We start from the raw sequence: 26,115 nt of genomic DNA, 5'->3' as shown, positions 1-26,115 counted from the left end.
CGGTCGTTACTTGCCGCTCTCAATCAGGACCTCGCTGCGCGACTGACCCAGATAAATAAAGGATGGATTACAGCCGGCCAGGGTGCCCGAGTCATGTGAATACCGCCGCCGCACCCTGTACACCGGCCCGATGCCTTTCGCAAAGGTGGTACGCAGCACGGTGGTCCCACAAATGTTCACGCCATTGGCTGCCGTCAGGTCGTTAAAGGTAGTCACGGTATTGTCGTACGCGTAGCTGCGGCCGTCACGCTGAAGACTCAAGGCCGCACCCGTTTGCGCGTAGTACCGGTTTCTGACCTGGTAGTCCCGATTAGCCTGCCGCGCCGAATCAAGAGGACCGTTTAGCGTGTTGAAAGCATTGCTGTCCCAGTTTTTGCCCTGCAGCGCAGGAAAAACCATCACTACCGTGCGCCGGTTGCCCAGTTGCTCCGTGACAAAGCTTTTGGCTACCGTCACGGTAAGCACAGAGTCCGCGGCCCAGCTATCAGTGGCGGTGGCGCGACGCGACCGAATCACGCGGTACACCGGTTGGCCCGTAGCATCGGGACTGAGTTCAGCCGCTACCTGCTCCCGAAACTGAAAACGGCTAACCGTCGGCACATTGTTGCGCCAGCTGGTATCGGCCACGGCATAAATGCGGTAAGCTCCTACTTCCATGGGGTAATACTCGGGTCCCTGATCGGGTAGTACCTCGGTTTCGTTCTTACAGCTCGCCACGGCAAGCAGCAAGCCACCCAATAGCCACTGGGCAACGCGTAATTGTTGAAAAGAATAGGTCTGTTTCATAGAATTGAATTCACTGGCTGAAAGTACACTTCCTTCGGCAACTTCCAGTTCTGCCCGCTTTGAACGGCCGATGCCCCGGTGCAGTTCCACCGCGGTAATCAGCTGACGTATGAACGTAGAAAAGCCGGTTTCTGCTGCTAGAGAACCGGCTTTTCCTGTCAAATCAATGCGGTTAGCCCACGGCTACGGCCTCGGAAGGCTCGGGAATCTCACCAATGGTGTGACGCTCGATCCAGCCACCGCCCAGCACGTCGGTGCCTTCGTAGAACACGGCGGCCTGGCCGGGCGTAACGGCGTGCACGGCCTCCTCGAAGTACACGTAGATTTTGTCGCCCTTCTGCTCCAGGAAGGCCGGGGAGCCGTCGTGGTTGTAGCGTATTTTGGTGATGCTGGGCACCAGCCCGCGGCCTTCCAGCGAGGCATACTTACCCATGTTGAGCTTGCCCACCACCGTGCGGGTGCTGGCCAGGTCATCAAAGTTGCCCAGCACCACGCGGTTGGTTTCGGGGTCGATGGCCGTAACGTACACCGGGAAACCCAGCGCCACGCCCAGACCCTTGCGCTGCCCGATGGTGTAGAACGGATAGCCCTCGTGCTTGCCTACCACCGTACCGTCGCGCAGCACAAACTCGCCGCCGGCCACGCGCTCCTCCAGGCCCGGCACCCGACGGCGCAGGAAGCCGCGGTAGTCGTTGTCGGGGATGAAGCAGATTTCGTAGCTCTCCGGCTTGTTTACCAGCTCGGTGAAGCCCCGCTCCCGGGCAAAGTCGTAGATGGCCGTTTTGCGCAGCTGGCCCAGCGGGAACAGCGTGCGGGCCAGGCTTTCCTGCGTTACGCCCCACAGGGCATAGCTTTGGTCTTTGTTGTCGTCGAGGCCTTTGCTGATAACGTAGCGGCCGTTTTCGTGGCGCACCTGGGCATAGTGGCCGGTGGCAATGAACTCGCAGCCGAGCTGGTCGGCGCGGCGTAGCAGGGCGTCCCACTTGATGTGGGTGTTGCACAGTACGCAGGGGTTGGGGGTACGCCCGGCCAGATATTCCTCGGTGAAGTTGCTGATGACGAAGTCGCCGAATTCGTCGCGGATATCGATGATGTAGTGCGGGAAGCCCAGTTCCACGGCAATCTGGCGGGCGTCGTTGATGCTGTCGAGGGAGCAGCAGCCGGTTTCCTTCTTACTGCCGCCCGCCGAGGCGTAATCCCAGGTTTTCATAGTCATCCCGACCACTTCATACCCCTGCTCGTGGAGCATCACGGCTGCCACGGAGCTGTCGATGCCGCCGCTCATAGCGACGAGCACCCGTCCTTTCGTTGTATTCATACGTGAATCAAATTGCGCCCGAAGCGTGAAAGGTTCCGGCCGAATGGGCAAAGATACGAAAGAGGGATTGTTGAATGGGTAGATGGCTAGATGGGTGGATAGATAGGCAGCACGCAGGACGGCAGATATGTTCTCACATATACCCATTGAACAATCCAAGCAATTCCCCCCTTCAACAATTCACCCATTCAACAATCCAACAATTCACGCAGAAGTCCCGATTATTGCAGCGGCAACGGCGGAAGCGCCGGGCCTGTTTCCCTCAATTTTCTTTGCTATGTCTTTGCTAGTTCCCGTGATGGTGCGCGGCATCAATAACCTTTCCGATGCCCGATATTGCGCCGGCATGGGAGCCGAATCCCTCACCTTTCGGCTCGACCCGTCTTTTGCCGATTACCTGACGCCGGAGGCCGTACAGGAGCTCAGCGGCTGGGTAGCCGGCGTGCAGCTGATTGGAGAGTTCGATACGCTGCCCGTAGCCGAAATCAATGGCCTGGTGCAGCAATGCGGCCTGCACGCGGTGCTGCTGCACCGCCGCCGCCCCGCCGACGAACTGGCTCAACTGACCGTACCCGTTCTCAAGCTCACGACCTGGATACCGGATATGATGCCCGAGGATGTGGAGCTGCGCTTCCGGGAGCAGGCTCCGCACTATCTGGGCTTCGTACTGGCTACCCCGCCTTCACCCCTGCCGAATCCAGCTGAGCTGCTGCGTCTCACGGAGCAGGCCCGCACTTACACTATCTGGCTGGGTGCCGGATTTGCCCCGGACATGCTGCGCACCTTTGTGGATAAAGTTCGCCCGGCTGGCATTGTACTGCAGGGCGGCGACGAAATCAAACCCGGTCTGCGCGACTTCGACGAAATGGAAGCCGTGTTTGAACAGCTGGAAATCGATTAGACACCCGCTCATTCGTAAAAAGCGTAATGCCTGTTACTGCTGCAGTAACAGGCATTACGCTTTTTATGGCATTCGACAGCTTACTCAGGCCATTACAGTGACCAGTTGCAGAAATGGCTCCGTGAGATGTTGCGGCCCTTCCAGCGTTACCGCTTGCCGGGCTTCCGCCAGCGGCAGGCTCTTGGTGAACAGCCGCCAGGCCAGCGGCGCGGGAATTTCTATCTGAGCTACGGCGGTGGCATCGGGCAGATAGACCAACTCCCACCCGGCTGCGGTGCGCAGCAACTCCCAACTGCCTTGCCCTGGCACCGTAAGGCGCACTACGGCCCCAACAGGGGCTTCTACGGCGCGGTACTGAAAAGGCCAGGCCTGCAGGCTGGTTTCCAGAAACGGCCGGTATAGCTCGGGGTGCAGCAGCGGAGTCTCCTCGCCCACTGCCTGCCGGATTTGCTGCTGGTGGTGCCACTTCTCGGTGTACTCGCGGGCTACGTGGAAATGATTGGTGGAGCGCTCCTCCCCCGCCCAGGCCACCGAAAATGCCGCCGGCGCGGCGGGGTGCAGCTGCGCCAGGAAGGCGTTGTACTGGGGCCCGATGTGCTCCAGCAGGCTCAGCAGCACGGCCGGGCTAAGCCGCCGTCCCGCCTGCACCCAGGAGTTGTTAAGCTGGTTCAGGTACGTCACCACATCCGCATACTCGCCACTGGCGGGGCCCGGGCCGGCAACGTGTCCGTCGCGCAGCATCGACAGGCTGCGTAAGCTGCCGTCCAGCAAGTGCAGGGCTACATCCTGCACCGTCCAGCCGGGCGCCAGCGTGGGCCGTTGCCAATCAGCGGGGCTTAGCCCGCGCAATACGTTTACCAGCAGGTCATCCAGAACCAGGAAGAGCGGCATAGTTTGAGGAATCTGAACAGGCTGCATCAGTCAAGTCGTTAGCAGGCCCAAGTAAAGCAAAAAGGCGTGACCTGCATGGGCCGCGCCTTTTTGGCTGATATCCGGAAGTAGCCGGGCTTAGCTCACCCGAAATTGCAGGTACTTGATGGGTACACCCACGGAGCGGTACTTACGCTCGAAGGTGGTCTGGATGTCCTCGGCGTGGGGCAGCAGCTCGGGCGTGGCGTACAGGTCTTTGGTATGGGCCACGATGGTAGCACCGGAGCGCTGCTGCACGGTTTCCAGGGAGTAGTCGAACAGGTCCTCGTTGTCGGTTTTGAGGTGAATCAGGCCGCCGGGGCGCAGAATCTGCTGGTACAGGTCCAGGAAGCGCGGGGCCGTGAGGCGGCGCTTAATGTCCCGGTCGCGGGGGCGTGGGTCGGGGAAGGTAATCCAGATTTCGTGCAGCTCGCCGGGAGCGAAATGCGTGAGCAGGTCGTGGGCGCGGGTGCGGATGAAGCCCACGTTTTTCAGGCCCAGGGCCTCGGCCCGGGTGCTGCCCCGCCAGATTCTTTCGCCTTTGATATCCAGCCCCAGAAAATTGCGCTCCGGGTACCGCTCGGCCAGGCCCACGGTGTACTCACCTTTGCCGCAGCCCACTTCCAGGGTAATCGGGTTTGGGTTATGAAAGAACTCCTGGTGCCAGCGGCCGCCGAGCTGCTGATAGGTGGCTTTGCCGGGTTCTACTACATCGGGCCGTTCGGCATTATCGGCAAAGCGCTTCAGTTTTACGCGACTCACTGGGTTGGTTTTTCGTTATTGGTTTTTAGTTGTTCGTTGCTCGGTTTCAGTGGTTGGAAGCCGCTGTTGCGCTCTGCAACCAACGAAAAACCAACAACCAAAAATGAACAACAACTTTACAGCTCCTCGATTTCCGCCACCACAAAGGTACTACCCCCAATGAAGACCACATCATCGGGCCGGGCGGCGGCGCGGGCAGCGGCTACGGCGGCCGGTACGGGGCCATACACTGCCCCAAACAGCCCGAAAGCAGCGGCTTTGGCCGCCAATTCTTCAGCCGGTAGCGCCCGGGGAATGTTGGCCTGACAAAAGTAATACGTGGCCTCCGGAGGCAGCTGGCTGAGCATTTTGCTCACGTCTTTATCCTGCACCACTCCCAGCACAAAATGCAGCTGCCGGTACGGGAGCCGCGCCAGTTGGCCGGTAATGAACCGGATACCGGCCTCGTTGTGCCCCGTGTCGCAGACCACCAGCGGCTGACGGCCCAGTATCGTCCAGCGGCCTTTAAACCCCGTGAATCGGCGCACGTCCCGCAGGCTCTGGCGGAGCGCGTCTTCACTGATGATGAAACCCTGGCGGCGCAGCTCGTCCACGGTGGCCAGCACGCCGGGCAGGTTTAGCCGCTGGTAGTCGCCTACCAGGCCAAGCTCCAGGTTATCCAGATAGATGTCGTCGTTGCGGAGCACCAAGAGCTGCTGGGTTGCGTCGTCGGGCGCGGGCGGCTGCCGCAGTTCCGCCCGGAAATGGGCATCGGCGAAGAGTAGCGGAGCTCCTTCTGCTTCGGCCTTCAGCCGGAACACGTCGGCTACTTCGGGCTGGGTCTGGCTGATGATGGCGGGTATGCCGGGCTTGATGATACCGGCTTTTTCGGCCGCAATGAGCGGCAGCGTATCGCCCAGCAGGTTTTGGTGGTCGAGGCTGATGTTGGTGATGAGCGACACCAGCGGCCGGATGATGTTGGTGGAATCCAGCCGGCCGCCCAGGCCCACTTCCACCACGGCCACATCCACCTGCTGCTCGGCAAAATAGTCGAAGCAAAGCGCCACGCACATCTCAAAAAACGAGGGCTGCACCTCGTCGAACAACCCGCGCCACTTCGCCACCCATTGCACCAGGTAGTCGGGGTCCAGGTCTTGGCCGTTGACTTTGATGCGTTCCGTGAATTCCTTGAGGTGGGGCGAGGTGTACAGACCCACTTTGTAGCCGGCCGCCTGCAAAACTGCGGCCAGCATATTCGAGGAGCTGCCTTTGCCGTTGGTGCCGGCTACGTGTACGCAGCGCAGCCGCCGCTCGGGGTTGCCCATGGCCGCCGCCAGTTCCTCCGTCCGCTGCAGCCCCGGCTTGTACCCCGCTTCCCCCACCCGCTGAAACATGGGCAGCTGCTGGTAGAGAAAGTCGAGGGTTTGCTGGTAGGTCATGGGGCCAGAATGTGCGGGTGGACTGCAAAGGTAGCGCACTCCGCCACTCGCCCACGGCCTTAGCCACGCAAAAGCGCCACCCCGTTGCGGAAGTGGCGCTTTGCGTGGCTGAGCCGACAAGACTTACTGCACCGTGAAGCGGAAGGTATAGAAGCCCGTAGCCCCGCCCTCGGCGGCACTGGTCCGACGGAATTCCACCTTTTCCAAAGCATCCCGGCAAAGCCGGTCCTGCGCCGGTGAGACGTTGCCGGACACCTTGGTTACAGCCTCAATCTCACCATCGGCGTTGATTTTGATTTTGTACTTCACAAAACCCGGACTGTTGTCAACCCCAGCTACGTTGGGTCGGTTAACAGCAGCCCAGCCGGACATTTCCAGACCGCCGCTGCCGGGGCTGGTGCCACGGCCGCCGCTGCCCGGCTCCCCGGAGTACGCCGTGCCGGCGTAGGTGCCGCGCGGGTCGCCTTTGTCGCCCACGGTACCGGGGTTGTCGCCGTTGTTGTTGCCGGTGGGTGCGTTGCTGGTGCCGTTTACGCCGTTGCCGCCGCCCTCGGCGCGGTTGGCGCGGGGCGTGAACACGGCGCGCTGGTCCACTTTGGGTTTGGGCGGCTCAGCTTTCACCACTTCCTTCGCGGGGGCTGGTTTCTCTACCGGCGGTACCGTTACGGGGCTTTCCTCGGCCTCACTGGTTACTACCCGCTCCTCGCTGGGCGGCGTGGGTTCGGGTTGGGCGGCGGGCTGAGGGGGCGTGGGGTCGGGCTGGGCCGCGGGTGGGCGGCTGTCTTCCCGGTTCTGCGACTCATTGGCGGGGGCCTGGCTCTGGATATCGCCCGAGCCTACTTCGTCCACGCCGTAGTTCAGTTCCACCCCGTCGCCCCCGAGGGTTTCCAGGGGTGGGTCGGGGCCTTTGAAGACGGTAAAGATGAACAGCGCCGCCAGGGCCGCGTGCACGGCCACGGTGCCGATGAGCGCCTCCCGCCGATGTTCTTCCCGATAGTCAGTTGCCATGATGGTAATATTTCGGAGGCAATGGCCGAGGCCGATGCAGTCAAACAGTACGCCCCGCTCCGAAAAACGGCAGACGGGGCGTGGTGCTATTTCCCGAACGGCAAAACGGCCGCTCCTGGTTCAGTTGGTTTCGGGCTACTTACCGGACGCTTGCTGGGCCTGGGTGGCCATCACCATCTTAATCTTAAGGCGGTTGCCGATTTCGAGGATATCCACCAGCTTCTGCACGTTCAGCGAGGCATCCACGCGCAGCACGGCTGTGGGGCTTTCCAGCCCCTGCACCCGGCGCTGCAGCTCCGGCTCCAGCTGATCCGGCGTAATGGGCTGCCGGTCGATGAAGTAGGTACCGGCCGCATCCACGGAAACGGTGATGGGTTGCTTCATGGCCTGCTTGCCCGAGCGGGCATTGGGCAGCATGAGCTTGATGACGTTGGGGTTCACCATCGTCGAGACAATCAGGAAGAACAGCATCAGGAAGAACATGATGTCGTTCATCGAGCTGGTCTCGACATGGGAAGAAAGCTTACGACGCCGGCTTAAATCCATTTTGCGTTTATCAGTTGCCGGTTGCCAGTTGCCAGTTATTGACGTTGCTTCTTCAGGCTATCCTGCGCGGGCAACTGTTAACTATTAACTGGCAACTGATTAATTGTCCTGAAGAATGTCCATGAACTCGATGGCCGAGTTTTCCATGCGGAATACCATGCGCTCCACCATGATGCTGAGCCAGTGGTAGCCAATGTGGGCAATGATACCCACGATAAGGCCGGCCGCCGACGTCACCATTTTGGTGTACAGACCGCCCGAAATCTGGGCAATGCCAAAGTCGCCGGTGGAGCTGATGGCGTAGAAAATCTTGATTACCCCGATGATAGTACCCACGAAACCGAGCATGGGCGCAATACCGGCCACAATGCCCAATACGTTGATGTTCTTTTCAAGTCGGGCAATTTCAATCTTGCCCACGTTTTCCACGCTGGTTTCGATTTCCTTGAGCGGTAGGCCAATGCGGCGAATACCCTTCTCAATCATGCGGGCCAACGGCGTGGAGTTCTGCGCACACAGCATTTTGGCCCCCTGCAAATCACCCTTCACCATCAGGTTCCGAATTCCGGGCATGAACGACTCCGGCACGGCTCCCGCTTTGCGGATGGTGATGTAGCGCTCAATGATGATGTAAATGGAGATGAACGAGAGCAGGAAAAGCGGCACCATAATCCAGCCCCCGGCCAGAATCAGGTCGATGAGCGAGAGGCCGGGCGCAGCAGCTGCGGCGGCATTGGCGGCTGTAGCCGCGGAGTCGGCAGCGGCGGCGGGCGTAGCGGCGGGGGCCGGTTGCCCTACCTGAAGTTGCAGCAGCAAAGAGAGCAGGTGCGTCATGCGGGAGAGAAAGTAAGAGCAAAAGAAAAGCTAAAACACGAAGGCCCTAAACAGGTTGCCTCCAGCGTTTTAGCTTTTCACAAATGCGTAAGATTAATTCAAGTGGGAGACTAGTAATTTTTGATCCACAGGTCGCCGAGGCGCTTGCGCAGGATGGTAGCCTGACGGTCGGCCGACGTCCGGTCCGGGTAGTCAGCTACCGACAGCATGTACTGGCGGCTGCCGGCGGCGGGCAGAATTACCCGGGCCGGGTGGCCCAACCGAACCAGCGCCTGACGGCCCTTCTCGGCATTGGCGAGGCTGGTGTATGAACCTGCCACAATGAAGTAACGACCCGTGCGGTGATTAATTGTCGAAGAAGCGGCCCCGTTGGTTGCATTGGTAGCCGCAGCTTTTTCCCAGCCCGGCGCTTTCGTGGCCGGCTTAGTGGCGGTTTTGCCTTTTACGGTTTGTACCGCGGGCTTAGCCGCCGGCTTGGCTACCACCGTGGCCGCAACGGCCGGATGAGCTACTACCACGGGCTTGGCTACCGGAGCTTTGGCATCCGCTACAGCTACCGCGGCAGGCTTAGGGGCAGCCGTAACCGGCGCAATGCTGGGCGTGGGCGTAGCGGCGAGTTCCGACGATGGATTGCCCAGGGCGGCCTGCTGGCTGCGCACCGGGACTGCCACGGCCTCAGCCGCCGGGGCGGCAGCCGTGGTGGTGGGCAGCGGCATCCGCAGCTGCTCGGGTAGGTAGCCGAACATATCGGCGAAGATGTAATTGGCCGACAGCACCAGCCCGGCAATAACTACGGTACCAACCGTACGGAAGGCCCGCACCATTTTTTTCGAGCGTGATGCGGCCAGCAGCGGGGCCGGAGCCGGCCGCTCACGGGCCAGCAGGGCATCCGTGGCGCGAACCGGGCGCGACACCAGCTCGGGCAGGCCGAAGCTGGCATTCAACAGGTTTTGCGCGCCTGTGTATTCAAATTCCAGCCCACGGCCGGGCGTGCGGCGGAATATTCCTACCCCGCTCAGCTCGGTACGCGCACCGCTTTCCAGCTCCTGCTCCATACGCAGCACCGCGTCGCGCACCAGTTGGCGGGCCTGGGCGGTGCTGATGCTGAGCTGAGCACTCAGGGCATCAACCAGCAGCCCGTCGTTGCGGGTGAGCGACTGGTTGAAGGCCACGCGTTTGGCCGGCGGGGCCAGCGTGTGCCGCACCGGATGAATCTGGGCGGGCGCATAGTCAGCAATCAGGCCCCCAAAATCAGGAATAATGACGCAGTCATGGTTCCGGAGCAAGGTGCGGATATGGTCAGAAAGCATTCGGTTGCGGGTACTGGTAAAGAAAAAACGCCGAGCGAAAAACAACTAAAATATCCCGCATCCTGAGTACAGCGAAGGACCTTGCCCCGCTTTCACAACCAATCCGGTTATGCGTTCAGGCGGGGCAAGGTCCTTCGCTGTGCTCAGGATGACAGATGATTAGCTGGTTGGTTACGCATTAAATCAGCGCCGAATTAAAAGTCATACGTTACGCCAGCCAGTACGTTGATTCCCTTCACCGGATAGTTCAGGAACCGCTCATACTTGCGGCCAATGAGGTTGTTGCCTAAAGCAAAGATGCTCAGATTTTCCATAATCCGGTAATCAGCCCGCAGATTCAGGTCGATTACCGTGTCGGTCGGGCGCACGATTTGGGCACCGGGAATATAGGCCGGGTCGAAGCTCCCGGGCTTGTAGCCGGCACCGTAGCTGGAGCTGTACGTGTACAGCTCGCCGCCCACCAGCAGCTTGTCGTAGAAGTTGTAGCTACCAAACAGCACCGACTGAAAGGCCGGGCGGTGAAAGGCTTTGGCCAGCGTCTTCACGTTGTAGCCGTTGTAGTCGGCCTTGAAGCCGAGGCGGAACTGCTCGGCGGCGTTGTAAATGATTTCGCCGTGTACGTTCACCAGTTGGGTGGCTTTCTTATCGTACACCAGGTCAAACTTGCTGGAGTCGCGGCGGGAGTTGTTGTAGAAGTACAGGTTCCGGTCGTTGCTGAGCGTGACGCGGCCATTCACCTCCAGAGCCCGGGCCGGAGCAGCCTGGAATCCGAAGTACAGCGTGGGCCCGCGGCGGGTATCGGCCACGCGCACGTTGGGGGCCAGCCAGGGGTTTTCGGTGGTCAGGTCGTACATCGTCACGCGCTGGATAGCGCCGCCCAGGCCCGCGTAAGCCACGAATTTGTCTTCCGTGACGGTGTAGGCCGCCCGCACGGCCGGGTAGGCGTTGAACTGCCGGGCGTTGCCGATGGTGTCGCCGGTGTAGCCCAGCGTGGCTCCTACCGACAGGGCCAGCCGGTCCAGAGTCAGCTCGTAGGCGGGCGTTACCTGCACGAAGGGCCGGCTCACGGTGAGCGAGTCCTTGTGGGAGATAAACGACACGTCGCCATTCACGCTCACGCGGCTGGTTTCGCCCAGCGTGTAGCCCGAGCGCAGAGTGGCGTACACGTTGCTTTCCCGGGCGTTGTAGAAATCGGACCAGTAGTTGAAGCCCAGGCCGAAATCATACTGGAAAGCGGCATCCTTGGCCCGGTTGCGGGCATACACCTTGATGGCCGCGCGCTTGAACACCTGCTTGATGCTGTCAGCCTTGGGCAGCTCACGCAGCACGTTGCCGTTGTAGCCGTAGAAGTTGTACCGCTCCCGGCCCACGTCCACCTTCGCGCCCAGCACCAGCGGGCCCTGGTAGGTTTCGCCGTTCAGGCCCAGGCTGGTCTGGCTCTGGCCGGAGTTGCGACGGTCCACCGGGCCGTTGGCCGACGAGAGGTGCTTAAAATCGAGGCCGTAGCTACCGGCTTCGGAGCGGGTGTTGTGCAGGTAGGCCCGGCCGTAGGCGGTGCCGTAGTTACCCAGGGCCGCCTTCAGGTAGTTGCCGGTAAGCGGGGCCAGCTCTTCCTGCCGGATGGTGAGCACCCGCACCGAGGGATTGAGCTTGTCGGCAGGCAGGCGGAAATCCTGGAAGGAGTAGTTGACGGGCTCGGCGGATTTGGCCGGGGCTTCCACCTTCACCTTCTCGAAATTGCGGGTGGCCTCGGGCAGCTCGTTCACCCGCTCCTTCACAATCTCAATTTCGGCATCCTCAATCTTACCGCGCGTTTTCTGGGCCCAGGCATCGGTACCGTGGGCGGTGGCAGTCAGCAGGGCCGCAGCGGCCAGCAGTTTAGACGAATTTGTCATTCTATCTGGGAAACTTAAGCAAGGAGGAAAGCCGGATTGCAGACCTGCAGAAAGCCTGATGCCCCCTCCTATTACTCAGTGTTTATTTCTTATTAACAACCAATTACCACATTCAGCATCAAGCTGTGCTTGCAGCTACTACCAGCATTCAATTACTCCTCCCGGGGCGTGGTGCTGGGGTTGCTGGTGGTGTCGGTGGGCTGCACTTCCGAGGGGGCCAGGGAGTTGCGCACCGGCGTTTTGCCCGGAGTGGTTTTGCCGGTGGGCCTGGTGGTAGTAGCGGGTTTGGTAGTTGATTTAGGCGGGGTAGCCGGGGCCGACTTAGGCGTGGTTTTGGGCGCGGCCGGGGCCGGCGCGGCGGGGTCGGCGGGCAGGGCGGCGAGGCGCTCCTTGGCCCCGGCCACCACTTCGGCTACCGGGAATTTGTTGTCGATGATGGAGTTGAGCGTGGCCCGGGCCTGGAAGATTTCGTTCTGCTCCCGGTACACGTCGGCAATCAGCAGGAAGGCACGGCCCAGCCACAGGTCGTAGTTAGCGAAGTCGGAATTGCTCTTGTAGGCCGCGTCCAGGGCTTCGGGGTACTTTTTCTGCTGGTAGAGGGCGCTGGCAATGAGGTACTGGGCTTCGGCACCGCTCTCGTCCTTGGCGGTGGCGGCGGCCGTGGTCAGCTCGCCGATGGCCTGCTCCAGACTGCCGGCTTTGTAGCTGGCCTTGCCCAGGTACAGCAGGGCCAGGTTGGTGGCGTTGAGCGAAGCGCCGCCCTGGGCCTGCAGCTCCTGAGCCACCCGGCGGGTGCCTTCCAGGTCGCCGGCTTCGTAGTAGCTCTTCATCAGCCCGATACCGGCGTTGGCCACCTCGCGCTTGTTCTGCGACACCTCGCGCAGGCGGCCGTAGTACTTGGCGGCCTCGGCGTAGTTCTTGTTTTCAAACTCCAGGTCGGCCACCCGGCCCACGGCCCGGTTCACAAACTCGCTCTTGCCTTCCTCCACCACCGCTTTCAGGCGGGGCAGCGCGTCGGTTTTGCGGCCCGTGCGCAGGTAGGAGTCGGCCAGGAAGTAGCGGCCATCGGCGGCCAGGGTGGTGCTGGGGTACTGCTGCAGGTAGCCTTCGAGGCGCGGAATGGCCTGGGCGTACTTCTCGGCCAGATACAGCGACTTGGCGGCCTCAAACTCCACGCTTTCGGTGGCCTTGCTGTCGGGGTTCTGTTGCTTGAACTGGGCCAGGTACTGGTCAAATTCCTCCGTTTTGCCCTGGGCGCTCAGGCTTTCCTGCAGACTGTAGATGGCGCTGCTGGCCGCCTTGGTGCGCGGGAATTGGGTAAGCACCCGCTTGAAGTCCTCGGCGGCCTTGTCGTGCTGGTCCAGGTTCTGGTAGGCCACGCCGCGCTTCTGCAACGCCTGCGGAATCAGGGCCGAGTTGGGGCGGTTGTTGATGAGCTTGCTGAAACCATCCACGGCGGGCTGGAACGAGCCGGCCTCGTAATCAAGTTGGGCCTGCTGGTACACCGCATCGTCGGCGTAGCGCGAGTTGGGCGAGGTTTTGAGCAGGGTGCTCAGCGTGGCGCCGGCTTCCTCCCGTTTGCCCAGCAGCCCCAGCACCACGCTTTTCTGGTAGTAGGCGTAGTCCTTATCGGCGGCGTTGGCCTGAATGACTTTGTTGTACTGCTCCAGGGCCTGCTGGTACTGCTTACTGATATAGTAGGTGTCGCCCAGGCGCAGGGTCACGTCGTAGTAGTTCGGGCTGGCGGGCTTGGCCACGGGGTCCTGCAGCCAGGCCTGGAACTGCTGCCGGGCCCGGTCGTACTGCTTGGTGTTGTAGTAGGCGTAGCCCAGGCCGTAGCGGGCTTTTTGGTCGAAGTCGGTTTCGGAGGCTGAGCCGGTGCGGGCCGTGCGGGCGGCGGCGGTGTAGGCCGTAATGGCGGGCTGGTACTGCTGCCCGATGCTGTAGATTTCGCCCTTCAGCACCTGGGCGGCAGCACGCAGGGCCTCGTCCTCGGGATATTTCAGACTCTTATCCAACACCGGCAGCGCATCCTGGTAGCGGTTGTCGTTGTAGAGGGTGGCCGCCTGCAGGTAGGCCACGCGCTGGTAGGTGGCGTTGAGCTTCTGGCTCCGGTCGTCGAGGTTATCGAGGTAGCTGAGGGCCTGGGCGTAGTCGGAGGAGTTGAGGAAGCTCTGGCTCAGGATGTCGTCGGCGGCGGCGCGGTTTTTGGAGCGGGGGTACCGCTTGCCAAAGTCGCGCAGGGCGTTGATGACTTCCTGGGTGTTGCCCAGCTCGTAGCTTACCTGGGCGTACTTCAGCGTGGCGTTTTCGGTAATCACCTTGTCGAAGGTGAGCTTGCGGGCCGCGTCAAACGAATTCAGGGCCAGCGGCTTCTGGCTGGTTTTCAGGTAACTCAGCCCCAGGTGGTAAGCCGCATTCTGCCCCAGCGAGTCGCGGCGGGCGGCCACGCCCTTCAGGTTGCCAATGGCCCCCTTGAAGTCGCCCTGCTTGAAGTTGGCGTACCCGATTTTGTACTGCACCTCGGGCTCGATTTTCTTGCGGCCGGCGGCGTACTTATCGAAGTACTCGGCGGCTTGCTTGAAGTCCTCCTTCTGGTAGTAGGCGTCGCCCACCAGCAGCTGAATCTCGTCGGCGCTCTGGGGCGGCGGGGTTTGCTGCAGGGCCGGCGTGGCGTAGGCAATCAGCCCGTCGTAGTCGCCTTCCTTGTAGTAAATCTGCGACATAACGGCCGGCACCACGGGCTTGTAGGCGTCGTTCTGCTCGGCTACGGCCAGGTCCTTGCGGGCCCCGGCGTAGTCGCCGGCGCGGTAGGCCAGGTAGCCGGCGTAGTAGGAGCTGGCGAAGCGGTACTGGTGGTTGCCGGCTTTGTTGCGGTCGAACTGCAGCTTGGCCTTGTCGAACTCCTTCTGGGCGAAGTAGGCGTAGCCGAGCTTGAACTCGGCCTCGGCCCGCTGGTCGTCGGTGAGGTTATCGGGCCCCACCTTCTGCAGGTAGTCGATGGCCCGCACGTAGTCCTTCTTATCGAAGTAAAACTTGCCCAGCTCGAAATAGGCCTGGGCGGCTTTGGGGTGGGCCGGGTTCTGGGTGGCGAAGGCCAGGATGCGGTCCTCGGCGTCGGGGTGGAACAGGTAGAGGCCGGCTACGGCGTAGTAGTATTCGGCATCCTGGGTGCGGCCGGGGGCCAGCTCGCCGGTGCGGCGCTGGGTGAGGTCGAGGTAGCGTTGGAAAGCCTGCTGGGCCGCGCCGTACTTGCCACGGTCGAATAGTTCGAGGCCTTCCTGGAAGTGGCGTTCATCAGCGGTGAACACCTGCGTTTGCTGGGCCGAAGCTGCCAGCGGAGCGGCAGCGGAAAGGGAGGCGGCCAGCGCCAGGCGGGGGAATAGTTTCATCAGAAAGCGTTACGCGGAAGAGGAGCCGCGGCGGGAAGCCGCAACGGGGGTAGCCAAAAGTATAGAAAAATGCCCGCAGGTTGCGGCGAATCCATTTTTTGTCTTGGTAAAACGACTATTGCCTCCGTTTCTTACCTAGTTTTACTGGCTTTTTCCGAAGCAGTTCGAATTTCCACGTCTACATTCCTCATTTATTCAGCGTTTTCTATGCTTCAACGCTTACCTCTTCTCCTGGCCGGTAGTTTACTGTTACCAGCCCTGGCAGGCTTCGCGCAGTCATTCCCGGTTTTTCCGCAACCCATCGGCTACGGCGTGGGCTCTCCCTACCCCGAAACGCCCCGCAGCGTGGTAGCCGTTGACTTAAACCGGGACGGCCGCCCGGATGTGGCAACGGCCAATTTAGTGGGTAACAAAGTGGGTGTGCTGTTAAACGGCGCAACCAATACGTTGGGGGCCGTGACGACTTACGCCGTCGGCAGTAGCCCGAATGCTATTGTAGCCGCTGATTTCAATGGGGATTTGTATCCGGATCTGGCCGTAACCTCCTACGGGGGGCAGTCAGTTTCGGTGTTGCGCAACGACCGTTCCGGGCGCTTCAACGCGGCTGTCAGCTACCCTATGCCTAATAGTGCCGCTGCCTACGAGTTGGCGGCCGGCGACCTGACGGGGGATGGCCGGCCGGATCTAGCCGTCCTCAGCTCTGCGGGTGCTACCGCCCAGCTTACCGTGCTAGCCAGCCTGAGTAATGGGACTTTTACAGATGTAGGCACCATGCTCACACTACCGCAGGGGGCGGGCGGCATTACCATAGCCGATATGAATGCCGATGGCAAAGCAGATGTACTCGTCTCGAACAGTACCACCGCTACCTTTGAAATACTGCGCAACTCCGGCACCGGCGTGCTGACTTCGGTGGGGCGCTATCCGGGCGCGCAGGATGGGGTGGAGCTGCTGGTGGCTGATTTCAACGGGGATGGTCGCCCGGACGTGGCGCAGGCCGACTTTGCCAACGCGGCCACTGTTACCCTGGCAACGGCCACTGGCTTTGCTGCCCCCACCACGTACCCGGCCGGCCTAGGCTCTACCGGCATTGCCAGTGCCGATGTGAATGCCGATGGTTTCCGGGATATCGTCGTATCCAACAGCCGCAGCAACGACATCACCATGCTGCTGGGCTCGGCTACGGGCGCGTTTACCTCGGCCGGTTCCTTTGCTGCCGGGGTAACGCCCTACGATGTGGCCGTGGCGGACCTGACGGGCGACGGCCGCCCGGACCTGGTCACGGCCAACTATGTCCAGACGGTTTCCCAGTCGCTCAGCGTGTTGCCGGGCCTGGGCAACGGCCGGTTCACCGCCGCCGCCTCTACCGCCATTAATGCGCCCAATGGCCCGCTCCGACTGGTGCAGGGCGACCTGAATGGCGACGGTCGGCCCGATGTGGTGACGGTAAGCGGCGTTTCAGCCACGGGGAGTAATCTGGCCGTGCTGCTCCGCCAGGCCGATGGTACACTGGCTCCCGCAGTTACTTATCCGGTAGGTCGGCAGCCGGAAGCGGTAGCGCTGGCAGATGTAAACGGAGACGGCCGTTTGGATGCCGTAACGGCCAACCGCGGGGCCGCTTCGCTTTCGGTGCTACTGAATACCACCAGAACGGGCACACTCACAACGGCTACGACCATCAGCGTACCGGGCAACCCCACGGGCGTCGTAGCCGCCGATTTCAATGCGGACGGCCGCCCGGACCTGGCCGTATCCGGGGCTAGCGGCAACTCGGTGGCAGTACTCCTCAATACCGGAAACGGCCAATTTGCCAGTCCGCTGGCGCTACCCACGGGAGCCTTTTCCACCGGCTTGGTAGCCACTGATATGGATGGCGACGGCCGGCCCGACTTGGCGGCGGCCCACTCCACCGGCCCGGTAGCCGTTCTGCGGAACCTCGGCAGCGGGCAGTTTGCGGCCCCCAGTATTATTACCGCCAGCGGGACTCCCGTACAAATTATTGCTGCCGACCTCACGGGCGACAACCGCCCCGAGTTGCTTACCAGCAGCGAAGGCCGGTCGCCGGTAGTTGTGCTGCGGAATGATGGCACTGGTCAATTTCAGGTTGAGCCCCAACAGAACAGCTTTTATTCCAGCGGCCTGAGCGTGGCGAATATCTATGGCAATGCGCAGCCTGAAGTCATTGTCACGAATGCCCAGTATAGGGAGGTATCCATCCTGGGTAATACCAACGGCGTCCTGTCGTTTGGCCTCGTTTTAGTCGTAAGCGGAGCACCGTATGATGTGACGGTGGCGGATGTAAACGCCGATGGCCGCCCCGATCTTACAGTAGCCAACCTGGGAGCCAGCGCGGTGAATACGTTCCTGCAAGGAGGCGGCACTGTTACCAGCAACCAAGCCGTGGCTGCTGCTGCCGACCAGTGGCAGGTGTATCCCAACCCGGCTGCCGACCGCCTGTATCTGCGCTTTTCCGGGGCTGTTGCCACTTCCCCTTATCGGGCAGAGCTGCTGGATGCAACTGGCCGAATAGTGCTTAGCACTAGCTTGACCGGCAACCTGTCAACGCAGGAGCTGCAGGTAGGAAAACTGGCGCGCGGCTCCTACGTTTTGCGGCTCACCAGTACTTCGGCCTCACCTGTTACCCGCCACCTTCTGCTTCGGTAACAACCTTCTTTAACCGTGCTGAACGGCTGGAATGCAGGCTTGCGCCGGTGCATTCCAGCCGTTATTGTTTGTGGGCCGTTCATACTATTTCTGAGTAGCAAGCATACTTACAGCAGGCTGTTGGCAAGGCGCTGATAAGCCAACAGAGCAGAGAAGGGCGCATCCAGGAATTAGGTACCATGAATTATTATGTATTGAGCTATAGAGGATTGGTAACAAATACCATATAGCTCAATTCATTCAGAACCGGCCAGCACTACTCCATTTATTTATGCGCCGCATCTACCTACTATTCCCTTTGCTACTGGCGGCCTGCTCATCGCCTACTAGTAGCCAGTCAGTCTATCCGCAAAACCCGGCTATATCCGATGCGCAGGGGCTCCCGCGGGATTCCAGCACGTTTTTCTTCCCGGCGGCGGATTCCTCTTATACCTCTACCGACTCCATCACGACACAGACAACTGGGAGTCTGCCTTATGAACTCCGTTTTGCCTCCTGCAACTTGTGGCATTTCGGGGCTCCGGTACTGTCGAACTACTACTTTGGGGCCGACCGGTACCGATTTCTGTGGCTACGGTCTTTCGGCCGGCCGGTGCTGCTTACACTCACCCAGCAGGCCGCCGGCGCAACATTGCGGACGCAGTTGTTGGATAAGCCCGCCTGCGGCCCTCGGCTGACACCTATTCAGTTCATCCCGCCGGGAACATCAGCGGAGGAAAAAAGAAAACTGCAACAGGAGTTCCGTACGCGGCAGGCCGACCCGGCTGTGCGACGGGCCGTGGCCGAAGCCAACCGCCCACCGGTTCAGCTGGTGGCCCTGGAAACAACGCGGCCTGTCAGCCCGGCGCAGTGGCAGCATTTTGAGCAGATGCTACGGAATAGCACTTTTCAGCAGCTGCCCGCTTTTGAGGAGTCGTTGGCGCTGGACGGGGCAACCTGGGTCCTGGAAGCACATACTGCCGCCGGGTATCACCTGGTGCTGCGTCACAGCCCGGATAGAGACGCTCCATTTCGTCGGGCTTGCGAGTATCTGCTGGATTTGAGTTCGGCGCGGAATGAAGCAAGGAATTAAAGAAGCCTCGCACCCTTGGAATCCGGATAACACAAGTTGATGTCTTAGGCGCAGAACAACAAGCGGCATATCACATCTTTGTGTATTAAATAAGGCATATATTTTATTTAAAAATTACCGTAAATTACTCCCTTTACCACCACCGTTCAGTGCTGCTTGAGGCTCGTTGGGTGGCCCGGCTGGGTGCCGGGCTGATATATATGTGTGGTGCAGCCCGCGTGGCCGGCACTGGTGCAGGGTATAGTACATCAATTGTAACGGGGCGCCAATAATCGAGCGGCCGGCACAAATGCTTTTCTAACCTCAGAACGGACTTACCGCAGCCTGCTAAAAGCCTGCGGCTTTTGCGCGGACTGCAGGCCGCGCCTTACTCCACCACCCCGTCTTTCTGGCTTTGTTCCGCTGCCCGCCCGGCAGCTGGCCGGGAGGTGGCATGTCTCATCTTAACTCCCCTCCGCTATGCGCTACCGTATTCTTTGCCTGCTCCTGCTAACCCTGTTCTGCCCGCTGGCCCTGCCGGCCCAGGCCCCACCCGCGGGCTTTACGTCCACTGTGGTGTCCGACCAATGGAACGAGGCCGTGGGCCTCACGTTCACGGCTTCCGGCTCGCACATGTTTGTGTGGGAGCGGCCCGGTAAGGTGTGGACGGTGCAGAACGGGCAACGCCGCCTGCTGCTCGATATCAGCGAGGAAGTGGGAGCCTGGCACGACCACGGCCTGCTGGGCTTTGCCCTGCACCCGCAGTTCGAAACCAACGGCTACTTCTATCTCTTTTACCTGGTGGACCGCCACTACCTGCTCAACTACGGCACGGCGGCCTACAACCCGGCCACCAACGACTACTTCAGCGCCACCATTGGCCGGCTCACGCGCTACACAGCCACCCTGAACGGGGGCGTGTACACGGTAAATCCGGCCAGTCGCAAAGTGCTGCTGGGGGCCACCAAAACCACCGGTGTGGCCTCCACGGAGCGCAGCCACGTGACGGGCAGCCTGGTGTTCGGGACCGACGGGACGCTGCTGGTGGCAACCGGCGACGGGGCCAACGGGGCCGATGCCGACTTCGGCAGCAACCCCGGCACCTACTACACCCAGGCCCTGGCCGATGGCATCATCACCGATAAGGAAAACGTGGGCGCGTTTCGGGCTCAGATGGTGGACTGCCTCAACGGCAAAATCCTGCGCCTCGACCCCGAAACCGGCGCGGGCGTGCCCAGCAACCCCTTCTACAACGCCACCGACCCGCAGGCCCCGCGCTCCAAGGTGTGGGCCCTGGGCTTCCGGAACCCCTTCCGGATGACGCTGCGGCCCGGCACCGGCAGCACCTCCGCAAGCGCCGGTAACCCCGGCACGCTCTACATCGGCGACGTGGGCTTTTTTACCTGGGAGGAAGTGGACGTGGTAAACCGGCCGGGCCAGAACCTGGGCTGGCCGCTGTTTGAGGGCTTGGAAGCCAACAGCTCGTTTGTGGCCCAGAAGCGCTACAACTACTACATGCCCAATCCGCAGTACGGCGTGAACGGCTGCACCCAGCAGTATTACTACTTTCAGGATTTGCTGACCCAGGCTACGCCCACCGGCACGGCTACCTTTCTGAACCCGTGCAGCGGGCAGGCCATTGCGGCCACGGTGCCCACCTTCGTGCACTCCCGCCCACTCATCGACTGGAAGCACGGCACCGGGCCTTCGCGCACAGGCACGTTCAGCGGCAGCACGGCCACGGTGGTCAACCTGGGGGCGGCCGGCTCGCCGGTGGCGGGGCCACAGTTCGGGGGCAGCGCCAGCGTGGGTGGCGTGTTCTACCCCTACTCCGACTTCCCGGCCCAGTATCAGAATACGTACTTCTTTGGCGACTACTCGGGGGGCTGGATCCGGAATATGACCGTGGATGGCAGCAACGTGCCCTCCGTGGTGCGCGACTTTGTGCCGACCGGGGCGGTGGTAGTGGGCCTGGCGGTGCATCCTTCGCAGCCGGGGCTGTACTACGTGAATTTCCCGTCCGAAATCCGCAAAATCACCTACAACTCATCCAATCAGCCGCCCGTGGCGGTGGCGTCGTCGGATAAGAAATTTGGGCCCAGTCCGCTGGCAGTGCAGTTTACGGGCAGTGCTTCCACCGACCCCGAGGGCCAGCCGCTGAGCTACCGCTGGGATTTCGGCGACGGCACCAGCAGTACGGCCCCCAACCCGGCGCACACCTTCACGGCCCCCAGCGCGGCCCCGGCGGCGTATTCGGTGCGGCTGACGGTAACCGACAACCAGGGCCTCACCAGCCAGGCTACGCTGCTGATTTCGGCCAACAACACCCCGCCCCAGGTCACCATCACCAGCCCCGCGAATAACGCGCTGTACTCCCTTGCCGCTGAAACGACGTTCCCGCTCACGGCTACCGTGACGGACCAGGAGCACAGCGCGGCCCAGTTGAGCTACCTCTGGCAGTGCTACCTGCACCACGCCGACCACGAGCACCCTGAGCCGGTGCAAACCACGCCCACCGGCAGCCTCACCACTTCGCCCCTGGGCTGCGGGGCCGAAACCTACTATTACCGCGTGGTGCTGACTGTAACGGATGCCGCCGGCCTGGCTACCACCCAGGAAATCCGGCTGAACCCGGACTGCAGCACTGCCCCGGCCTACACCTTCTACCGAGCTGTTAATTTAGGCGGGGCGGCCCTGACGCTGGACGGCAACGCCTGGAGTGGCACGCCGGCGGCCAATTTCACCACCAACGGCACTTTCTTCTCGAATGGTAGCGTAACCCTGCTGCCGGCTACCGATGCCGCCCGTACCGGCATGATCCGCAGCTCGGCCTATAGCCTGACCAGCTTGTCCGCCACCCTAAGCCAGGTGCCCAACGGAGCCTACCGCGTGTGGGCCTACGTGTGGGAAGACAACAACGCGGAAGTGTTCAGCCTCGCCCTCAACGGGCAGACGGTGCAGACTAACTACAACAGCGGCCCGGCCGGCACCTGGCGCAAGCTCGGGCCGTTTGATGTGAGCGTCAGCACCGGCCAGCTGCAGCTCACCACCTCGGGTGGCACCTGCAACCTCTCCGGTCTGGAAGTCTGGCAGGCCAGCGGTACGCCGCCGCCGCCGCCCACCAATCAGTTGCCCACGGCCAATGCCGGGCCGGATCAAACCATCACATTGCCGACCAGCGCCGCCACACTGGCCGGCTCCGGCTCCGACCCCGACGGCACCATCAGCAGCTACGCCTGGAGCCAGAGCAGCGGGCCCAATACGGCAGTGTTTTCTTCGCTGACTACCGCTGCCCCGACCGTTAGCGGGCTGGTGGCCGGCTCCTACGTGTTCAGCCTGGTGGTGAAGGACAACGCCGGGGCCAGCAGCGCCGCCGATCAGGTGACTATCACCGTCGGCTCTGCTCCTCCTACTGGCACTTACACGTTCTACCGGGCCGTGAATTTGGGCGGGGCGGCCCTGACGCTGGACGGCAACGCCTGGAGTGGCACACCGGCGGCCAACTTCACTACCAACGGCACTTTCTTCGCCAACAACAACGTGGCCCTGCTGCCGGTTACCGACGCCGCCCGCACGGGCATGATCCGCAGCTCGGCCTACAGCCTGACCAGCTTGTCCGCCACCCTGAGCCAAGTGCCCAACGGCCAGTACAGGGTCTGGGCCTACGTATGGGAAGACAACAACGCGGAAGTATTCAGCCTTGCCCTCAACGGGCAGACCGTGCAGGCCAACTACAACAGCGGCCCGGCCGGCACCTGGCGCAAGCTCGGGCCCTTCGACGTGAGCGTCAGCACCGGGCAGCTGCAGCTCACCACTTCCGGCGGTACCTGCAACCTCTCCGGCCTGGAAGTCTGGCAGGCCAGCGGTACGCCGCCGCCGCCGCCCACCAATCAGTTGCCCACGGCCAATGCCGGGCCGGATCAAACCATCACATTGCCGACCAGCGCCGCCACGCTGGCCGGCTCCGGCTCCGACCCCGACGGCACCATCAGCAGCTACGCCTGGAGCCAGAGCAGCGGGCCGAACACAGCGGTGTTCAGTTCCACCACCGTCGCCGCCCCCACGGTTAGCGGGCTGGTGGCCGGCTCCTACGTGTTCAGCCTGGTGGTGAAAGACAACGCCGGGGCCAGCAGCCCGGCTGACCAGGTAACCGTAACCGTCAATCCGGCGGGAGGCTCGACCTACACCTTCTACCGGGCCGTGAATCTAAATGGGCCCGGGCTGACGCTGGACGGCAACGCCTGGAGTGGCACACCGGCGGCCAACTTCGCCACCAACGGCACTTTCTTCGCCAACAACAACGTGGCCCTGCTGCCGGCTACCGATGCCGCCCGCACGGGCATGATCCGCAGCTCGGCCTACAGCCTGACCAGCTTGTCCGCCACCCTGAGCCAAGTGCCCAACGGCCAGTACAGGGTCTGGGCCTACGTATGGGAAGACAACAACGCGGAAGTATTCAGCCTTGCCCTCAACGGGCAGACCGTGCAGGCCAACTACAACAGCGGCCCGGCCGGCACCTGGCGCAAGCTCGGGCCCTTCGACGTGAGCGTCAGCACCGGGCAGCTGCAGCTCACCACTTCCGGCGGTACCTGCAACCTCTCCGGCCTGGAAGTCTGGCAGGCCAGCGGCACGCCGGCTGCCCGGCCGCTGGCAGCAGCCACCGTACGGCAGCTGGCTCCGCCTTCGGCCATTTACCCCAACCCGTCGCCCGACGGGCATTATACCCTCACGTTTCCGCCCGCCCAGAACGCCACCCTCACGTACTTGCTTCTTTCGCCGGTGGGCCGCGTACTGGCCCGGGGGCAGCTGCGCCTGCCAGTAGGTAGCACCCAAACTGAGCTGGACATTGCCACCGTGCCATTGAGTACAGGCGTTTACTACGTGCAGCTCACCGGGGCCCGCTCTACACCTATTCACTATAAATTGCTGCATTAGGCTATGTCTAGAAAAGTCGTTTGAGACTCGCGGAACGTCATACTGAGCTTGCCGAAGCATCTCTACCGCTTCGTGCGAACCATCTGACAAAGCGGTAGAGATGCTTCGGCAAGCTCAGCATGACTGTTTTGGAGTTTTCAGACACAGCCTAGTCCGGTACCAGCCGCAGCACGTTGGGTAGTGAAGTACAGGTGCTTCGCTACCCAACGTGCTGCGCGCGACCAGAAAAAGTCCGAAATTTTCGCTGCACACGCAACGCTTCGGGGCGTTTACTACTCCCGGGAGGACATTCCTCCAGTTTATGCGCGCGGCTTTCCTTCTGCTTCTGTTCTGCTGTTTCCGGTTTACCTTATTCGCTCAGACTACCCGGCTGCAGGGCACCGTACTGGATGCGGCCACCCACCAACCAATACCCTTTGCCTCGGTAGGCGTAGCCGGACGCCCCTTCGGTACCGTGGCCGACAGTGCCGGACATTTCCGGTTTCACCTCCCCGATTCGGTGCAACACCCGGTAGTAGTTTCCAGTGTGGGATATGCACCGGCCACGGTGCCAACGGCCAGTCTGCGAACCGCCAGAGCGGCAGTTATTCAACTGAAACCACTGGCCCTGCGTTTGGGCACCGTAACGGTGCGGCCCGGTAAGATGCGCACCCGCACGTTCGGACGCACCAGCAGCTCCACGCTCATGACGGCCCGCCTCTACACCGAGCCCGGCCTGCTCAGCGACGAGCTGGGCAAGGAACAGGGTACCATTGTGCCGCTGACCACGGACTGCCGCCTGCGCGACGTGAACCTGTTTGTGGCCTTCAACCGGTTCCGGGCCGTTACGTTCCGGCTGCTGCTGTACCGGATACGCCACGGCCGCCCCGCCGAGCCCCTTTCCCACCCTGATATCCGCTTCACCGTGACCCAACCCCGAGGCTGGGTAAAAGTTGATTTGCTGCCCTATAGTCTGTATTTGCAGGACCTGCAGGAAGTAGCCGTAACGGTGCAGTGGCTCCGGAGTGAGGCGCAGGAAGGCAACCCCAAAGCCTTCGGCATTGCCGCCGTGCCGCTGCCGGGCCACAGCATTTTCACCCGCGACAAAAGTCAGGCCCGCTGGCAGGAAACTGCTGGCTACCTGAGCATCTACTTCACCGCCGATACCTACCAAACCTCCCGCAACCAACCCGTTGCCGACACAGGGGCAGCGGCGGCGGATACACCCGAAAACTACGCGCTGCCCGACAGCCTGCAGTACACACGCTTCATTTCTCAATCGGGGCTACCACTCACCAACCCTCAGCACTACGGCAGCAACCCCGCCGCCGGACGCTACCTGAACGTACGCGGCGGCCGGCTGTACTACGAGCGGTACGGGAAGGGCCAGCCGCTGCTGCTGCTGCACGGCAACGGCCAGTCCATTGCCGCTTTCCAGCTCCAGATTGCCGAGTTGGCCCGGCAGTTCGACGTTATTGCCCTGGATACCCGCGCCCAGGGCCGCAGTCAGGATTTTACCACCCAGGATTTCAGCTACGAGCTGTTTGCCGATGATGTGCGCCAGCTCCTGGACACCCTGCACCTGCGCCGGGTGAATATTCTGGGCTGGAGCGACGGGGGCAATACGGCGCTAAGTCTGGCGCTGCACCACCCGGAATACGTGGGCCGCCTGGCCATTATGGGAGCCAATCTATTCCCTACTTCTGAAGCCATTGAGCCGGCTGTGCTGACGCAGTTTCAGCGGCAGTTACAGCAGGCCCAGAGCCGTAACGCCACTTCCACCGAAACCCGCTTGGTGCGGCTCCTGGTGCAGGAGCCGCACTTCACCCTGCCGCAAATCAGCACGATTCAGGCCCCGGTGCTGGTGCTGGCCGGGCAGCATGATGTGATTCGGGAGGCGCACACGCGGGCCATTGCCCGGGCACTGCCTAACGGACGGCTGCTCATTTTGGAAGGGGCTACGCACTACGCCCCGCAGGAAGTGCCCGCCGTGTTCAACAGGGAAGTGCTGCAGTTTTTCCGGCCGCGCTAAGCTGGCAGCGGCACCAGCGTTACTTCGTCCTGGGTGAAATCGAACTGCTTTTTATCTACCTGGCCCTGGCAGCTGATAACCCGGGGCGGGGCCAGTTTGCCCTTGCGGCCGGCTTCTACCTGCACCTCTCCGGTAGCCTGCAACGTCACTACGGCCTCTCCGTTGCGCCGCAGCTCCCAATGTCCCGGCTTCACCGGCCCGCTTACATACCCCACAATGAACACCTCCTTCGGCGACATCTGGATAACATCAACGACTTGCATATCGGGCGAGGTCTGAAGCATGGCGGGGCTGGTTGGAATGGTGTAAAGCTGCGGATTTTATCGGGGAAATGAGATTTTGACCGTCATTCCGAGCGAAGCCGAGGAATCTCGC

General features: G+C 61.7%; 17 protein-coding genes. 5 read left to right on the top strand and 12 right to left on the bottom strand.

Annotated features, from left to right (window positions below; all coding sequences use genetic code 11):
* Positions 1–6: 6 nt before the first annotated feature.
* Complete coding sequence (locus EI291_RS04175; protein ID WP_125418334.1) at positions 7–786, bottom strand: hypothetical protein; 780 nt, start codon at positions 784–786, stop codon at positions 7–9.
* A gap of 172 nt (positions 787–958) precedes the next feature.
* Positions 959–2,104, bottom strand: coding sequence for a tRNA 2-thiouridine(34) synthase MnmA (mnmA, locus tag EI291_RS04170; RefSeq protein ID WP_125418332.1), 1,146 nt, complete (start codon positions 2,102–2,104; stop codon positions 959–961).
* A gap of 277 nt (positions 2,105–2,381) precedes the next feature.
* Between mnmA and EI291_RS04165 the strand changes: the two genes are divergently transcribed.
* Entirely contained in the window at positions 2,382–3,005 is a 624-nt protein-coding gene (locus EI291_RS04165) for a beta/alpha barrel domain-containing protein (protein ID WP_125418330.1), read from the top strand.
* 84 nt (positions 3,006–3,089) lie between these two features.
* Here EI291_RS04165 and EI291_RS04160 read toward each other — a convergent pair whose 3' ends face one another.
* From EI291_RS04160 to EI291_RS04120, 9 genes are all read right to left on the bottom strand, one after another.
* Positions 3,090–3,896, bottom strand: a complete 807-nt coding sequence (locus EI291_RS04160) for a maleylpyruvate isomerase N-terminal domain-containing protein (RefSeq protein ID WP_205701562.1) — start codon at positions 3,894–3,896, stop codon at positions 3,090–3,092.
* Positions 3,897–4,013: 117 nt separating this feature from the next.
* The gene (trmB, locus tag EI291_RS04155) at positions 4,014–4,676 is read right to left on the bottom strand and encodes a tRNA (guanosine(46)-N7)-methyltransferase TrmB (protein WP_125418326.1); all 663 of its coding nucleotides are present in this window, start codon (positions 4,674–4,676) and stop codon (positions 4,014–4,016) included.
* A 116-nt stretch (positions 4,677–4,792) separates the two neighbouring features.
* Positions 4,793–6,094 (bottom strand): bifunctional folylpolyglutamate synthase/dihydrofolate synthase, encoded by a 1,302-nt coding sequence (locus EI291_RS04150; protein WP_125418324.1) that lies wholly within the window; start codon positions 6,092–6,094, stop codon positions 4,793–4,795.
* Positions 6,095–6,217: 123 nt separating this feature from the next.
* On the bottom strand, positions 6,218–7,102 hold the full coding sequence (locus EI291_RS04145; RefSeq protein WP_125418322.1) for a hypothetical protein: 885 nt from the start codon (positions 7,100–7,102) through the stop codon (positions 6,218–6,220).
* A 135-nt stretch (positions 7,103–7,237) separates the two neighbouring features.
* Positions 7,238–7,648, bottom strand: a complete 411-nt coding sequence (locus EI291_RS04140; protein ID WP_125418320.1) for an ExbD/TolR family protein — start codon at positions 7,646–7,648, stop codon at positions 7,238–7,240.
* Positions 7,649–7,747: 99 nt separating this feature from the next.
* Complete coding sequence (locus EI291_RS04135; protein WP_125418318.1) at positions 7,748–8,482, bottom strand: MotA/TolQ/ExbB proton channel family protein; 735 nt, start codon at positions 8,480–8,482, stop codon at positions 7,748–7,750.
* Positions 8,483–8,592: 110 nt separating this feature from the next.
* The gene (locus EI291_RS04130) at positions 8,593–9,792 is read right to left on the bottom strand and encodes an HU domain-containing protein (RefSeq protein ID WP_125418316.1); all 1,200 of its coding nucleotides are present in this window, start codon (positions 9,790–9,792) and stop codon (positions 8,593–8,595) included.
* Between the two features lie 194 nt (positions 9,793–9,986).
* Positions 9,987–11,687 carry a TonB-dependent receptor gene (locus EI291_RS04125; protein WP_125418314.1) on the bottom strand — a complete coding sequence of 567 codons (1,701 nt, stop codon included), beginning with the start codon at positions 11,685–11,687 and terminating at the stop codon, positions 9,987–9,989.
* A 152-nt stretch (positions 11,688–11,839) separates the two neighbouring features.
* Positions 11,840–15,079, bottom strand: a complete 3,240-nt coding sequence (locus EI291_RS04120) for a tetratricopeptide repeat protein (protein WP_240635364.1) — start codon at positions 15,077–15,079, stop codon at positions 11,840–11,842.
* A 207-nt stretch (positions 15,080–15,286) separates the two neighbouring features.
* On the opposite strand from EI291_RS04120, the gene EI291_RS04115 reads away from it, so the two are divergent.
* The 4 genes from EI291_RS04115 (at position 15,287) to EI291_RS04100 (ending at position 25,740) form a co-directional block, all read left to right on the top strand.
* Complete coding sequence (locus EI291_RS04115) at positions 15,287–17,743, top strand: FG-GAP-like repeat-containing protein (protein WP_170172500.1); 2,457 nt, start codon at positions 15,287–15,289, stop codon at positions 17,741–17,743.
* A gap of 502 nt (positions 17,744–18,245) precedes the next feature.
* Positions 18,246–18,815 (top strand): hypothetical protein, encoded by a 570-nt coding sequence (locus EI291_RS04110; protein ID WP_148103377.1) that lies wholly within the window; start codon positions 18,246–18,248, stop codon positions 18,813–18,815.
* A gap of 459 nt (positions 18,816–19,274) precedes the next feature.
* The gene (locus EI291_RS04105; protein ID WP_125418308.1) at positions 19,275–23,729 is read left to right on the top strand and encodes a PKD domain-containing protein; all 4,455 of its coding nucleotides are present in this window, start codon (positions 19,275–19,277) and stop codon (positions 23,727–23,729) included.
* Positions 23,730–24,030: 301 nt separating this feature from the next.
* Complete coding sequence (locus tag EI291_RS04100; RefSeq protein WP_125418306.1) at positions 24,031–25,740, top strand: alpha/beta fold hydrolase; 1,710 nt, start codon at positions 24,031–24,033, stop codon at positions 25,738–25,740.
* On the opposite strand, the gene EI291_RS04095 is transcribed toward EI291_RS04100, so the two are convergent.
* On the bottom strand, positions 25,737–26,024 hold the full coding sequence (locus EI291_RS04095) for a hypothetical protein (protein ID WP_125418304.1): 288 nt from the start codon (positions 26,022–26,024) through the stop codon (positions 25,737–25,739). The two genes, EI291_RS04100 and EI291_RS04095, sit on opposite strands and share 4 nt — an antisense overlap.
* Positions 26,025–26,115: the final 91 nt, after the last annotated feature.

Source organism: Hymenobacter rigui (assembly GCF_003944715.1).
Classification (GTDB): domain Bacteria; phylum Bacteroidota; class Bacteroidia; order Cytophagales; family Hymenobacteraceae; genus Hymenobacter; species Hymenobacter rigui.
This window is presented reverse-complemented; position numbering and strand designations above follow the sequence as displayed.